At 44.1% G+C, this 13,870-nt stretch carries 9 protein-coding genes and 3 pseudogenes; 5 read left to right on the top strand and 7 right to left on the bottom strand.

The window, feature by feature from the left end:
* Positions 1 to 269 precede the first annotated feature (269 nt).
* Both psbA and QUB25_RS27155 read right to left on the bottom strand, forming a co-directional pair.
* Positions 270 to 1,352 carry a photosystem II q(b) protein gene (gene psbA, locus QUB25_RS27160; protein ID WP_333063797.1) on the bottom strand — a complete coding sequence of 361 codons (1,083 nt, stop codon included), beginning with the start codon at positions 1,350 to 1,352 and terminating at the stop codon, positions 270 to 272.
* A gap of 552 nt (positions 1,353 to 1,904) precedes the next feature.
* Positions 1,905 to 2,252 carry a histidine triad nucleotide-binding protein gene (locus QUB25_RS27155; protein WP_172188364.1) on the bottom strand — a complete coding sequence of 116 codons (348 nt, stop codon included), beginning with the start codon at positions 2,250 to 2,252 and terminating at the stop codon, positions 1,905 to 1,907.
* A 233-nt stretch (positions 2,253 to 2,485) separates the two neighbouring features.
* Between QUB25_RS27155 and QUB25_RS27150 the strand changes: the two genes are divergently transcribed.
* Both QUB25_RS27150 and QUB25_RS27145 read left to right on the top strand, forming a co-directional pair.
* A complete protein-coding gene (locus tag QUB25_RS27150) occupies positions 2,486 to 4,015 on the top strand; it encodes a YifB family Mg chelatase-like AAA ATPase (RefSeq protein ID WP_333188176.1) in 1,530 nt (509 codons plus the stop codon).
* A gap of 810 nt (positions 4,016 to 4,825) precedes the next feature.
* Positions 4,826 to 6,211, top strand: coding sequence for a hypothetical protein (locus tag QUB25_RS27145; protein WP_333063795.1), 1,386 nt, complete (start codon positions 4,826 to 4,828; stop codon positions 6,209 to 6,211).
* Between the two features lie 363 nt (positions 6,212 to 6,574).
* Here the strand turns inward: QUB25_RS27145 and QUB25_RS27140 are convergent, their stop codons facing one another.
* The 3 genes from QUB25_RS27140 to QUB25_RS27130 all read right to left on the bottom strand — a co-directional run bounded on the left by QUB25_RS27140 (position 6,575) and on the right by QUB25_RS27130 (position 8,827).
* Positions 6,575 to 7,417 carry a hypothetical protein gene (locus tag QUB25_RS27140; RefSeq protein ID WP_333188172.1) on the bottom strand — a complete coding sequence of 281 codons (843 nt, stop codon included), beginning with the start codon at positions 7,415 to 7,417 and terminating at the stop codon, positions 6,575 to 6,577.
* Between the two features lie 586 nt (positions 7,418 to 8,003).
* Entirely contained in the window at positions 8,004 to 8,402 is a 399-nt protein-coding gene (locus QUB25_RS27135; protein WP_333063792.1) for a DUF4342 domain-containing protein, read from the bottom strand.
* Positions 8,403 to 8,683: 281 nt separating this feature from the next.
* On the bottom strand, positions 8,684 to 8,827 hold the full coding sequence (locus tag QUB25_RS27130) for a hypothetical protein (protein WP_333063790.1): 144 nt from the start codon (positions 8,825 to 8,827) through the stop codon (positions 8,684 to 8,686).
* Positions 8,828 to 9,832: 1,005 nt separating this feature from the next.
* On the opposite strand from QUB25_RS27130, the gene QUB25_RS27125 reads away from it, so the two are divergent.
* From QUB25_RS27125 to QUB25_RS27115, 3 genes and pseudogenes are all read left to right on the top strand, one after another.
* Positions 9,833 to 11,317, top strand: coding sequence for an ATP-binding protein (locus tag QUB25_RS27125; RefSeq protein ID WP_333188169.1), 1,485 nt, complete (start codon positions 9,833 to 9,835; stop codon positions 11,315 to 11,317).
* Positions 11,318 to 11,568: 251 nt separating this feature from the next.
* A pseudogene (locus tag QUB25_RS27120) lies at positions 11,569 to 12,574 on the top strand (IS630 family transposase).
* The gene (locus QUB25_RS27115; protein WP_333188167.1) at positions 12,567 to 12,806 is read left to right on the top strand and encodes a CopG family transcriptional regulator; all 240 of its coding nucleotides are present in this window, start codon (positions 12,567 to 12,569) and stop codon (positions 12,804 to 12,806) included. The pseudogene QUB25_RS27120 and the gene QUB25_RS27115 overlap by 8 nt, the downstream one beginning before the upstream one ends.
* 318 nt (positions 12,807 to 13,124) lie before the next feature.
* Here the strand turns inward: QUB25_RS27115 and QUB25_RS29925 are convergent.
* Together QUB25_RS29925 and QUB25_RS27110 are read right to left on the bottom strand one after the other, a co-directional pair.
* A pseudogene (locus QUB25_RS29925) lies at positions 13,125 to 13,187 on the bottom strand (IS1/IS1595 family N-terminal zinc-binding domain-containing protein); the annotation flags it as partial.
* Between the two features lie 179 nt (positions 13,188 to 13,366).
* Positions 13,367 to 13,870, bottom strand: a pseudogene (locus QUB25_RS27110) (hypothetical protein); the annotation flags it as partial.

Below are 13,870 nucleotides of genomic sequence, written 5' to 3'. Positions count from 1 at the left end.
AAAAATGCGATCGCCCAGGCTAATGTTTTGGATTTATTAACCACGAGTTTTTCAAATTTGTGCCTGTTAAATATCGCCACTTTGATGATTGCCACAAATAATAATTCTTAATCAATATATCAGATAGATCGGGAAGTTCGGCAAGGCGCAGGGTATGGGATTTAACGGATTTAACGGATTTAACAGAAAAAAATCTCTCAAATTCTACTTGCCAAAACAAAAAGCGCCCCTATTTCTAGGAGCGCTTTTTGTTAAATCAAAAGCTAAATTTAGCCGTTGATGGAAGGAGCAACCATTGCTACTGGGGTGACTTCACCGGCGGCCAAGTCGAGGGGGAAGTTGTGAGCGTTGCGCTCGTGCATTACTTCCATACCCAAGTTAGCGCGGTTGATCACATCAGCCCAAGTGTTGATGACGCGACCTTGCGAGTCGATAACCGATTGGTTGAAGTTGAAACCGTTCAAGTTAAACGCCATCGTGGAAATACCCAAAGAGGTAAACCAGATACCGACAACTGGCCATGCACCTAACAAGAAGTGCAAAGAACGGCTGTTGTTAAAGCTCGCGTATTGGAAGATTAACCGACCGAAGTAGCCGTGGGCTGCAACGATGTTGTAGGTTTCTTCTTCTTGACCGAATTTGTAACCGTAGTTCAAAGATTCAGTTTCGGTTGTTTCGCGAACCAAAGAAGATGTTACCAAGGAACCGTGCATGGCGGAGAACAGAGCACCGCCAAAGACACCAGCAACTCCCAACATATGGAAGGGGTGCATCAGGATGTTGTGCTCGGCTTGGAACACGATCATGAAGTTGAATGTGCCGGAGATACCCAAGGGCATACCGTCAGAAAAGCTGCCTTGTCCGATCGGGTAAATCAAGAATACTGCGGTGGCTGCTGCAACTGGTGCAGAGTAAGCGACGCAGATCCAAGGACGCATACCTAAACGGTAGGACAATTCCCATTCACGACCCATGTAGCAGAAAACGCCAATGAGGAAGTGAAAAACTACCAATTGGTAGGGGCCGCCGTTGTACAACCATTCATCGAGGGAAGCTGCTTCCCAGATGGGATAGAAGTGAAGCCCGATCGCATTCGATGAAGGAACAACAGCACCAGTAATGATGTTGTTGCCGTACATCAAGGAACCAGCAACTGGTTCGCGGATGCCGTCGATGTCTACTGGAGGAGCAGCGATGAAGGCGATGATGTAGCAAATGGTGGCACTCAGCAAGGTGGGAATCATCAAGACGCCGAACCAACCGATGTAAATCCGGTTGTCAGTGCTAGTTACCCACTCGCAGAACCGTTCCCAAACGTTGCCGCTTTCGCGACGCTGTACGGTTGTTGTCATTTGGTTTATGATGGCTTAATTGAATTTTCAAGGTTCGTTGTGGGGATGCCCCACGCTTATATTAGTAACACTATTCACTAAAGTTTGCCAAGGGATTACTGTTGACAATTTAAACATTTTACAAACTTTTACAATAATTTGATATTTCGTAAATATTTGTAGTTTTTTACAAATTAAAATTACACATTCAAGGGGTTACATACAGCGACCACAAGAACAGAATCTATTGCCTGTAGGTTGGTTCAGCAGTTAAAGCACATTATTTTTGTTCAGGTCGATTCTCTTTCTATTTAAATATTTCTTAATTAGGTCGTGAAGAGATGATTTTTAATATTAATTCACATATAACCGGTGGATTCTGCGAGGGTAAATTTGTATCGGGAGAATACTAAAAACCAGGTTTATCGTGCGATCATCGGGCTGCATTCTCAATAATCTCCAATCAACCGGGTTTATTGACGAAAAAAGAAACCCGGTTTCTAAGGCGCTTGGCAATAGAAATAAACCGAGCTTCTGAGGATGAGTCCGTAAGTTCTGCGTAAAAATTAGGCTTTAGCCTGGGGGCCACTTCATCTGCCGACCGCCGAGAATGTGAAGGTGCAGGTGGTCTACAGTTTGGCCGCCGTCGCTGCCACTATTAATGACGACGCGATAGCCGTTGCTAAGTCCCAGTTGTTCTGCTACCCGTTTGACAGTCAGCAGCAAGTGTCCCATGAGAGCATGATCTTCCGACTCGGCATCGGCTAATTTGGCAATAGGCTGTTTGGGAATGACGAGAATGTGGACGGGCGCTTGCGGATGGATATCTCTAAACGCGAGGGCCAAGTCGTCTTCATAAACGATGTCTGCCGGAATCTCTTTGCGGATGATTTTGCTGAAAAGCGTTTCTTGAGTTGTCATGGGTGTTAACGAAGTTCGGCAACGAGCAATGTACGGGATGTAATGGATGTAACGGATGTAACGGATGTAACGGATGTCGGGAAGAGGGAAGAGGGAAGACCCAGCAGGAGAGAAGGAAGATGAGAAAAAGAAGAGGCAAGGAAAAGTTTTTCTTGCCTCTTCCGATATTCATTAGTCATTGTTAATCATAATAGATGATGAATCAAGGACAGGCAAATTAAGGATAAAGAAAAATGCTTGCTAGGGTGTGGAGTGCATCGATCGTTGGAATTGACGCGGTAAAGGTTGGTGTTGAGGCTGATGTGTCGGGGGGGCTACCGAAAATTGTGGTTGTGGGGTTGCCAGATTCTGCGGTGCAAGAAGCTAAAGAAAGAGTTAAGGCTACCCTAAAAAATTCGGGATATGGTTTTCCGATGCGGAGTATTGTGATTAATTTGACTCCGGCGGATTTGCGAAAGGAGGGGCCGAGTTTTGATTTGCCGATCGCCATTGGCATTTTAGCAGCATCGGAACAAGTCAGCGCTGAACTTTTGGGAGATTATTTGTTTTTAGGGGAACTTTCTTTAGATGGGAGTTTGCGGCCTGTGGCTGGGGTTTTGCCGATCGCCGCTGCTGCTCAAAAAATGGGTATTTCAGGGTTGGTTGTACCGGCTGGTAACGCGCAAGAAGCGGCTTTGGTGCACGGAATATCTGTTTATGGTTTTGAGAATATTTTTGCAGTTACTGATTTTTTGAACAATCCTGAAGCTTATTCGCCTGTAGAAGTAAACGGTCGAGAAGAGTTAGCAAAAACGCGGTTTCCGGGTTTAGATTTAAAGGATGTAAAGGGGCAAATTCACGCGCGGCGGGCTTTGGAAATTGCGGCTGCGGGGGGACACAATTTAATTTTTGTGGGGCCGCCAGGGAGCGGTAAGACTATGTTGGCGAGGCGTTTGCCGGGTATTTTGCCGCCGCTGACTTTTGATGAAGCTTTGGATGTAACTCAGATTCATTCGGTGGCGGGGTTGTTGAAGGATAAGGGAAGCTTGGTGGGCGATCGACCTTTTCGCAGTCCTCACCATTCGGCATCAGGCCCTTCTTTGGTAGGTGGCGGCAGTTTTCCGCGTCCGGGTGAAATTTCTTTAGCACATCGCGGCATACTTTTTCTCGATGAATTAACTGAGTTTAAAAGAGATGTTTTGGAGTTTTTGCGACAACCGCTGGAAGATGGTTATGTGACGATTTCTCGAACTAGACAATCGGTGATGTTTCCGGCTCAATTCACTTTAGTTGCAAGTACGAATCCTTGTGCTTGCGGTTACTATGGCGATTCGATTCAACAGTGTACTTGTTCGCCGCAAAAGAGAGAGCAATATTGGGCTAAACTGTCGGGGCCTTTGATGGATCGGATTGATTTGCAAGTGGCGGTTAATCGTTTGAAACCCGAGGAAATTACGCGACAGCCGACGGGAGAGGAGTCGGAACCGGTGCGGGTGAGGGTGCAGCGGGCGCGAGAGCTTGCTACTCGCCGTTTTCAGTCGGAATCTAGTTTGCGCTGTAATGCGGAGATGCAAAGCAGTCACATTAACAAATGGTGTCAGTTGGATGACGCTTCTCGGAATTTATTGGAGATGGCGATTCAGAAATTGGGGCTTTCGGCGAGGGCAAGCGATCGCATTTTGAAGGTTGCTAGAACTATTGCTGATTTGTCGGGGGATGAAAGCTTGAAAACGAATCATGTGGGGGAGGCGGTGCAGTATCGGACGATCGATCGGATGCAGTAAGTCAGCAACGGCTCCAAAGACACAATACCCCGATACCCGACTTCTTAAATAACTTGGGAATCTAACAGTTGATTCGGCGATTTAAATCGTTTCTAAACATACGAATTCCCAGCCGAGGGGGACTAAGGGATTAAGGGGGTATTTAAGCTCGATTGATGTTGTCCAATTATTTGATTGAGCCCGTGAAACGCGCCGATGCTCCCATGTTTGTTGTCTGATTTTGTGCTGCATGGTGCCAGGAGCACTTGTGACAGTTGCGTAAGTTCTGTTAGTGTTATATTGGGGGAGGGGACAGCAAACCAAGGCAGCAGTTAAAGTGGCGATCGAGGAAGCTTTAGACCAAATGCCCGAAAGCTAATCAACAGAAGTGTATCAGCGCAAATATCAAGAGTTTTATCAGCACGTCTACGAATCTTATTCTGAGGCCACACGCAGTCTCTATACCACCGCAGCTTGAAGCTGGTGTCAATGCCACCCACCCCCAGCTTTTGTCAAAAATCCCTCATAATTTCATCAAAAATTAATCAATTTTTTACCCACTTTTTGTCATTTTTACTGTAATTTATGATACCGATCACCCAAGTTGCGCGAATCTTCACAACGGCAGAATTTTTAATATTTAATTTCCCGCTCTCGCTCTCCCTCGCTCTCCCTCCCTCTTCCTCCCTCTTCCTCTTTCCCTGGCCCCCTCTCCCTGTATCACCCTAAAATTTAAGATTTTTGAGTGACGAATCATGGCACGATCGCAGCGCGTTTTGATACCATGCAATCAAGCGCAAGACAATCAGGGAATGCACTGGAGGTGTGTAAATGGAGCTTTTGGCAGAACAAAAACGGTGCTTGGATTGCTTGGTAAGCTCGATCGAGCAATTGGGAGGTCGAGTAGACATTCCAAAGCTGGAGCAGATAGCTGAGCTAATCATTCAAACGATGAGAGGGCCTTGGCGCTACTTTCACACGTCGGAACACATTTTTGAGGTCGGGGGGTCAGTCGATCCGATCGAGGTGCTGGCTGCGCTGTTTCACGACCTCGTGTACGTGCAAGTCGATCAGGGCGTTAGTTTCAATATTAGCAGCGCCCTTTGTCCTTTTGTCAAAGAGGTGCGATCGCAGTTAGTTATTAGAGATGAAACCGAACTGCCCGACGATGCCATGTATCATCTAGTGGCCTCAGTCTTTGGGTTTATTCCCGGCAAGACTCTCTCTCCGTTTGCCGGCCAAAACGAATTTTTGAGTGCTGTTATTGCTGCCAAATGTTTGGAGCCTTTTTTGCCAGCTAGTACGATCGCTGAGATAACAGCTTGCATTGAGGCTACTATTCCTTTCCGCCCGGTTTCGCCCAGTGGTTTGAGCGCGATCGAACTTTTGCACGAGCGTTTGGTAAGTATAAATCGCGATTTTAACTTTGGATGGAGCAATGGCCAAACCGTAGAAATTGTCAAGCGTGCTGTCAGGTTAGCCAATAGAGATGTCGAAAATTTTGCCTCTCGAAATTCCTCTAATTTCTTAGACAATACCTGGAATTTGATGCCAGAAACCAACCACGAGTTGACCAATGTTAATTCCTATACTGTTGCCGGATATCGCAGGTCTCTGCAAAAAATGGAAGGATTTTTGAACTTCCTCAAACCAGAACTGGTTTTCCAGCAGTTTAGGCAAGAGCCGGACGATGAAACCTACGCTAACCTGATTGCCCGAACTCGCAAAAATATCGAAGTTGCTAAACTTTATCTGGGGGTCAAGCTAATTACCATCGCCATTTTAGAAGCTCTTTCCTATCGTTTGGGGCGCGATATTCCGCTTTCAACTATGATGGGAGAATTACGCACACCAGGATTTAAAACCTCGGTTTTGGAGGATTACTTGCCCAACCGACAGAGCGCCTACCCCTTAGACAGTCAGTTGCAAAGAGAAGTGTTAGACCTGCTAGAAATAGGACGCAATCAAGAATCGCGCTATGATATTAAAAACTCCCCGGTTTCTACGTTTATTATCAAATCTATCGGCTTTGCTGAAACAGAAAACTTTTTGAAGAAAGCTCAAGAGTTTTTTGCAGATCCTACTTCCTCGGAAGAGTTTCTCTCTTACTGCGCTCCCGATGTCATCGAGACCATCTCCTCCGGCGTGATGAAACTCTTTGACAGCAGGAAGACGGCTTTAGGGAAAGTTAAATTAGTTCACCAAACTGTTTCTTAGGATAGGTTGGCACAATCTTAAAACGTTTTCCATCGCACAAACCCGGTTTCTTGAGTTCAGCCACAATGTCCGGTTAGTCTGAGATGTTGCACCATTCTCAATAACGGGATCTGGGACCTTTTCCACAAAGAATTAGTTTTCTTTTGGGGAGTAGGGGTTGGGCAGGAGATCCCGCCTATAGCAGGCTTATTGATAAGGGTGCAAGATTTCAGTTTAAACCATAAAAAAAGTCCTCTTTAACTCAGATGTTGCACCATTTTCAATTAGCCTGTTCTTGAGAATGGTGCCAGATATCACCTTTAAAGGACTTTAGCTATCAGTCTGAGGTTTGAACCTCTGGCGGACTAATTCGACATCCAACTTCTATTGTGGTGAACCAGTCGCACCCTCTGCGCCGGAGTTGCTCTCAGGTACAGCGGTATCCGTAGGATTAGAATCGCTCCGGCTTTCGGTATTAGTTTCGCCGCTCGTACCTGCTCCAGGAGCGCCCTCATCTTGAGTTGGAGATGGAGTAGCTGAACTCTCAGGTGCTGGAGTTGATGGAGTGGAATCTGGCTCATTCTGCGGAGTCGGAACCGTAGTATTTGTATTATTTGACGACGAAGATGGAGACGGCGCTGCTTCCTGAGCGGGTGCATCTTGCTGCTGTGAATTTGGAATTGTAATATTGATATTGGGAGCCGGACTTGCTTGAGGAGCGGGATTTGCCTGTTGAGCTGGACTTGGTTGAGGAGCCGGATTTGCCTTTTGAACAGGAGATGGTTGAACCGGAACCGGAACAATCTTTTGAATGATCGTTTTTTCTCTCTCTATAGTCCGAGTCGGAGCTGGTGTTGCTGAAGGCTGATTCGCTTTCGGTACAACAATCACAGGAGCAGCAGTAGGAGTAGGAGCCTCCTCACCCCGATTGAAGTAATATACACTGCCCAGAACTAAGCCTGTCAAAGAAGCAAGAAGAATCCCTAACAGTAACCCGCGACCAGCATTCTGGTTGTCGCGGACTTCTTGGACTCCCAGTTGGCGGTGGTTTTCCGCCATTTCACCCTGTACATAACCTTGGTGATGAGCTGCTTCTTTAGAAGGCTTCCCCGTTGTACTCGGAACACTTGTAGTAGTTCGCGTTGTACTGACGTGACCGTTAGTTGCATCAGTGTGAACTTCTTGATGAATTTCACGGCTAGAGCTATTTTCTTCGTTAGGTTTCATAATTATCTTCGCCACAACTATTCAAAAAATATTTGTCTGTAGGAGATGCTCTGGTTTGAAAACTTGAGCTAAGCTGTTGAGCATTTAAATCGCTTATTTCGATTTACTGTCAAGATTCAAGTGTAAGCGTTGGGTGTTTTGCTCATGAGTTTAAATGCTTAACAGCTTTCGGCTTAGGGAGTTTAGAGAACTTTTGGTTTTTCCTTCATTTGTATCCAATCTAACTCGTTAAGGTATTAACCAGGCTCTACCCCCAGAGTGATTCCCAAGTCCCCAAAGGCATAGGATTAGCCGGACTTCAACAAAGAATGTCGGCTAAATGAGTTATTTATAATGCTTGCTGTGCAAGCATCATAGAACTCCTAAATGAGTCGTAATTTTTTACGACTCATTTAGGAGTTCTATATTTATAAAGCCCGTTTGTGCTTGAAATGTGTTTAAGTCCGGTTAGATAGCCACAATTAAGTTTTTAGTAATAAAGACAAGTTTTTTCTCATCTATCAAGAGAGGATAGTCGTACTCACTACCAACAAGCTTTATTACGGGATCTTAACCGGACAGGAGCCTTACTAACAACTGAATTTTTTTATTCTGTTCTTTCAATGATGATGGTCATGTGAGCTACTAATGCACCTATCGCTCCTACTGCTGCAATGACTGGAAACAAGGCCGCACCGATGACTCCACCGACTACTCCCACCGTCAGAGGAACTTCTACTAAGATCCGTCCCTCTTCATTTTTGATAATGATGCGGCGGATATTTCCTTCGTGAATCAATTCTTTAACTTTAGTAACCAAATCGTCGCCATTAATTTTTACCTCCTCGACGCTAACTTTTTCCTGAGTATAAGCAGGGGTTTCTAAAGGAGTCGTTTCAAAATTAACCTCAGCAACTTTTTGAGCAGAAACTTTTTCAGATACAGGTATTGATTCCAGCTCTCTTGTCCCAACTGGTTCTTGTGCGCGATCTGTAGGTGTGTCCATTTTTTGTTTTCCTTTTAGGTAAAAGTATTTTTCTATAGAATTATATTGAAATATAACATGCAACCTTTTTTGAATCAATCATTCTTTTGGGTGATCTTGCTGCTGCAGTCGTGATTTTCTGAAGGTATGATGATGAAAATTCTTTCACTCTCTCGCTTGTGGGCTTATCCCATCTGTCCCTATCTCCCTGTGCCGTTTAGTTAACTGTCTGCTTCTGGCCCTCGCACCGCCTAACCATTGAAAAACTTTGAATCCAGACAACGAAAGGATGAGAGCGACTTTCACACTCTCTGAGCCTCAGACTCAACAGGTGTACAGGTTGAAATACTGACATTGTACTGAAAGTACGATCGTCCCGCCGTGTATACAATTACCACCTCTAGTTCGGGAAACCGCACATGGAAACCGTCGTTTACTTTCTTCATATGTCATTTCAATTTAGCTCAGTGCGATCGCCCAACCAAACCCCACCCCCCGAGGTTCCTCAAATCAACATCTTAGAGTTTCTAATGAGAATTGCCTAAAATCAAGGGGGAGGAGAAATAATAATGATCGAAATATTATGGCAACCAAACCAACTTCCTCAAATTGATGTTGAAGCTGGGGAAAAGTCGGGTAAAATAGAATTATTTCTTTCTGCTTCCTCTTGATTCTCCGTGTCGGATTTGCCAGCGAGAGAGTTTGAATCTCAAGTTCGTGGCCCGACGGTACTTTTGTGGAAACTTTTAAGGCACATTAAGCGGATGTGTGGAATGTGAGTTTGAGTTGCGATCGCACAACTTTAGCATCTGCCAGGAAAAATTTCGTCGGTGAAGCTTGGGAGTGTCGATGCGGCTAAACTATAAGCTGCCGAACTTGACAAATTGCTCGCCATCGGCTGTCCCTGGCTCGGAGACTACCTACAATACAATCTTCGGGTTGAGTGCGATCGGCATTTGTGCAAAAAAACTGACAATTGAGATTTATTAGCAATTGCCGGAAACCTGTTTCGCCTGAATTTTAAAATCGGGCTATCTGTTGCGGATTTGTCGCTATTCTTGTCTTATTGTAATATAATTTTACGCAAGGGGTAATACGAAATGTACTGCCACAGGTCGCAGATGTCTATCCATCTGAACCAAATTAATGTCATCAAACATTAATAATAGTTATGACTGTTATATTCGGATTAGTAAAATCTTGGATATATAAAATTCAATACATAGTCAGGTTTCAAAGTGGTATTTGCTGTTAAATCAATCTAACCTGCAATATCGTTTCGGGGGACACCAGCATGATTTAAGGAAAAAAAAATCCTGCTGAATTAACTGGATTCCAGGGAGCAGAGGGAAGTTGATAACTAAGCTATAAAAAAAGTTAAAAACGCTGTCTAAATAGTAGGCAAGACTCCAGCAGCCAACCGCAACTGCCAATTACCAAAGGAGGGAGCAGTGTATGAAACGGACGGGTTGAGTCCCCAGAAATCGCCGCTTGGTTTGCGATCGACTCTACAGGAATTAACCCTGTACGACTTTCTCCTAGAATCTGAGTGTCCAGGGAACGAAGTTGCTAAAATTTTTCAAGCAAACCCTTTAGTTCCGGGCATCATCATCACTCAGCAAGGAAAGTTTATAGGGATGATTTCGCGGCGGCGTTATTTTGAACACATGAGCCGCCCCTACAGTTTGGAGTTATTTTCTCAACAGCCTTTGTTCATACTCTACCGCTTTACTCAGACTGATATGTTGGTTCTCGATCGCGAAACCTCAATTATAACGGCAGTGCGGCAGTCTTTGGAGCGATCGCCCGAACTAATCCACGAACCAATTGTAGTACAAGTAGAACCCGAAATTTACAAACTTTTAGACGTACACCAACTGCTGCTTTCTCAGTTGCAAATTCACGAGTTATCAACCGTGGCGATGCGCGAGTCGCAAGCGCAATTGAGACATCAAGCCCAACAGCTCGAACTTGCCCTGCTGGAACTTCAGCGCACTCAAACTCAACTAATTCAAACAGAGAAAATGTCTTCTTTGGGGCAGTTAGTAGCAGGAGTAGCTCACGAAATCAACAATCCGATCGGCTTTATTTATAGCAATTTGCACCACGCTAAAGAGTACACGCAAGGTTTAAGGCGGATGCTCGACATCTACCGACAGCACTGTCCCGAACCCATCGCAGCAATTGAAGCGGAAGCCGAAAAAATCGAACTCGATTATTTGCTAGAAGACTTGCCGAAAGTCTTAAATTCTATGCAGCAAGGTGCAGAAAGAGTGCGCGACATCGTTTTGTCGCTGCGGAATTTTTGCAGATTAGACGAAGCTGAAATGAAGCAGGTCAACATTCACGACGGTATCAACAACACGATTATGCTGTTGCAAAGCCAGCTTAAAGGGAAACCGGGGCAGGAGGCGATCGAAATTCACAAAGAATACAGCGACTTGCCGCTGGTGCAGTGCTATCCCGGACAGCTCAATCAGGTATTTATGAATATTTTACTTAATGCAATTTACGCTATTGTTGAGTCTAATAAATACGAAAATGTCGATAAAAAACCCCCTAAAAATTCCCACTCAGGCGATCAAAAGCAGTCTTGTACAACGACTCAATCCTCAATTTCTAAGTCTAGCCGCCTGATTCCTACGATTCGGATTCGCACGGAGTTAATTGAGAAAAAAAAGGTAATAATTAAAATTTCTGACAACGGCCCGGGGATGACAGAAGATGTTCGCAAGCGGTTGTTTGACCCTTTCTTTACTACTAAGCCTGTCGGCCAAGGAACGGGTTTAGGACTGTCGATTAGCTATGAAATTGTTGTCAACCAACACGGCGGCGCATTGAAGTGCTTTTCGGAACCGGGCAAAGGAGCAGAATTTGCGATAGAAATTCCACTTCAACAGTCTTCCCTAGCACATATTTTGCCTCGCTTTGCGTGATAGAACAGAAGGAAGAAGGAAGATGGAAGATGGAAGATGGAAGAAGCAATATAAACTTAGGGACTAGGCTGTTGAAACCGCAGGGTAAACGCATCTTAACTTTAACCCAAAATATGCTACAGTTAGAGCCGAGTATTTTTTTATGTAGTTTATTGTAGTGTGGTGGTGCTAAGTAGTTAGACAGAATTAATTACACCAATACATAGTAGAATGATATTCCAGGCAAAATTATGAGTTAATTACAATTTCATATGATGTTTATCACGGAAATAAATCCTCTTTCGTCTAAATTGCTAGAGCGAATTTATCGCCAAAGCAGACATCATCAGGTACGTCACGCGAGCACATTGCCTCATATTAGCTTCGCAAAGAGTAAAAAAAAGAGAGTTGATGAATATTTTTAAAATAAGTTATAAGACCCTCTATAACTGGTTCAATCGGTAGGAACTAGAGGGAATAGTAGGACTTTATAATAAACCAGGAAGAGGTTCTAAGCCACTATTTAACGCTTCGCAAAAAGCCCAAATTAAAGAGTGGGCTAAACAAGAACCAAGGCAATTAAAAACGGTTAGCCAAAAAGTTCAAGAGGCCTGGGGCATACGTCCTAGTACAAACACAATTCAAAGAATACTAAAAAATCTGAAGATGAGTTGGCATCTCCTTCGTAAAAAAGTGGCAGGAAAGCCTCCTTCCCAGGAAGATAAAGATAAAAAGGCACAATTAGAAGAATTAAAGCGATTGGATGATGAGGGTCACATTGATTTATATTACTTGGATGAAACGGGATTTTCTTTGATTCCTTGTGTTCCCTATGGTTGGCAGGACATCGGAGAATATTTAAAAATTCCTAGTCGTCGTAGTCAGCGAATGAATGTACTAGGAATCCTGAAGCGAAATAACCATCTTGAAACTTATATTTCATCTCAAAGTATTAACTCTGATGTGGTTATTGCCTGTATTGATGCTTTTTTCCCCACAGTACATAAGCCAACGGTGATTGTCACAGATCAAGCTTCTATTCATACCAGTGATTCTATTGTCTACAAACTTGAAGAGTAGAAACAACGTAATATTACTCTTTTTGAGTTACCTTCTTACTCTTGTCAACTAAATTTAATTTAAATTGAAACTTTAGGGCGGTTTATCAAGTATGAATGGATTGATATATCTGCTTACAAAAGTTGGGCAACTTTTGTTGCATCTGTGGAAAAAATCTTGAAACAATTTGTAGAAAAATATGTAATTAATTTTGTCTAGCTACTTACTAAAGGCCAAGAAACTCAAGCCCGGTGAAGCTGACCTTTCACCCAGTGTGACGCTATCTAAAAGCAAAGACCCCAACTTTGTTCGTACTACCATTTACCTCCCCAAACTTCTGCACCGCCAACTTAAATCCGCAGCAGCACAATCAGGTCAGGAAATGAGCGAGCTGGTGGAGAAGTCGGTCGCTCAATACCTCCAGCATTTGAATCCCGACGACAGTCTGTAAACATTTAAATATTTGAATGTTTAACCATTTAAACCTCTAACAGCGAAAAGTACACAATTCCTCGCTGTGGAGCGCGTGCTGCATTCATTGGATTGTGAGGCTGCTGATAAGCTTGGCATGGACGATGAGAAGGGGAGCGGCTGAGAGTGAGGAAATTGTGGCAACGGGGGACGATCGCCAAGAGTGTTGGTAGGGATATATTAGCGACTTCAATCTAACTGCGCCCTCACCGCCCTCTCCGCTTCCTCAAATTGGTCTTGAGAAACCAAGGGTGCAGCAACCCAAACCAAGCACCAGAAAACCAATCAGCGAGCGCCATTAATAACTTAAATTATCAATAAACTGACGAGTACAATTTTTACATTTAAATCGCTGTTTCCCCTAATAAGTCTTTCCATTTTTAATAAAAAACTCGTTTTGACAATTAGGATATTCCATACTTTTACCTCGGAAATTTATGTGGATTTAATATTAAACCATTACTGTACATCACTACCAAAGCATTTAACTACTTGCGGGACATATTAGTAGAGCAAGGATTTCTCGCCCTACTAACAGCTTTAAAGCAGAGTAATTGCAGTCGATGCCGGAGCGCTGATCGAACCTGGGCCAAACCCCAAATTCACCACCCCACCAGCCAAACCAGGAAGATTGTTAATCGTCAGACTAACGCTAGTTTGACCGGGATTAAAGTTCACCGTGCCTCCCGAAGGATTCACAGCAAATGGACTAATGTTGTAGTCTATGTTGTTCACAGGTTGATCACTACCAGGGGCAACAATCAAATAGTCGATCGAAGCCGAAACCGAAGTATCGCCAGTCCGATTAATCGTAAACTGTCCAGAACCACCATCAATAATAGGATCGGGAGATGAACCGTAAGAGAAGAAAGTCGGAGGCACAGCAGTAGTATCAATATTAGAAATCCCTTGATATTCAATTTTCCGCACTAGGTAGTCGGAACCATCGTTTTTGAAGGAGGTGGCGGCGTAGGCAGCGGTGGGGCTATCGTAGGCTTTGGTGGAGAACCGCAGTTCGTCAAAAATAGCGCCGCCGAGAGAGTC

Source organism: Microcoleus sp. B3-D7 (assembly GCF_036705305.1).
Taxonomy (GTDB): Bacteria; Cyanobacteriota; Cyanobacteriia; order Cyanobacteriales; family Microcoleaceae; genus Microcoleus.
Note: the sequence above shows the minus strand (reverse complement) of the source record. Positions and strands in the feature narration are given on the sequence as shown.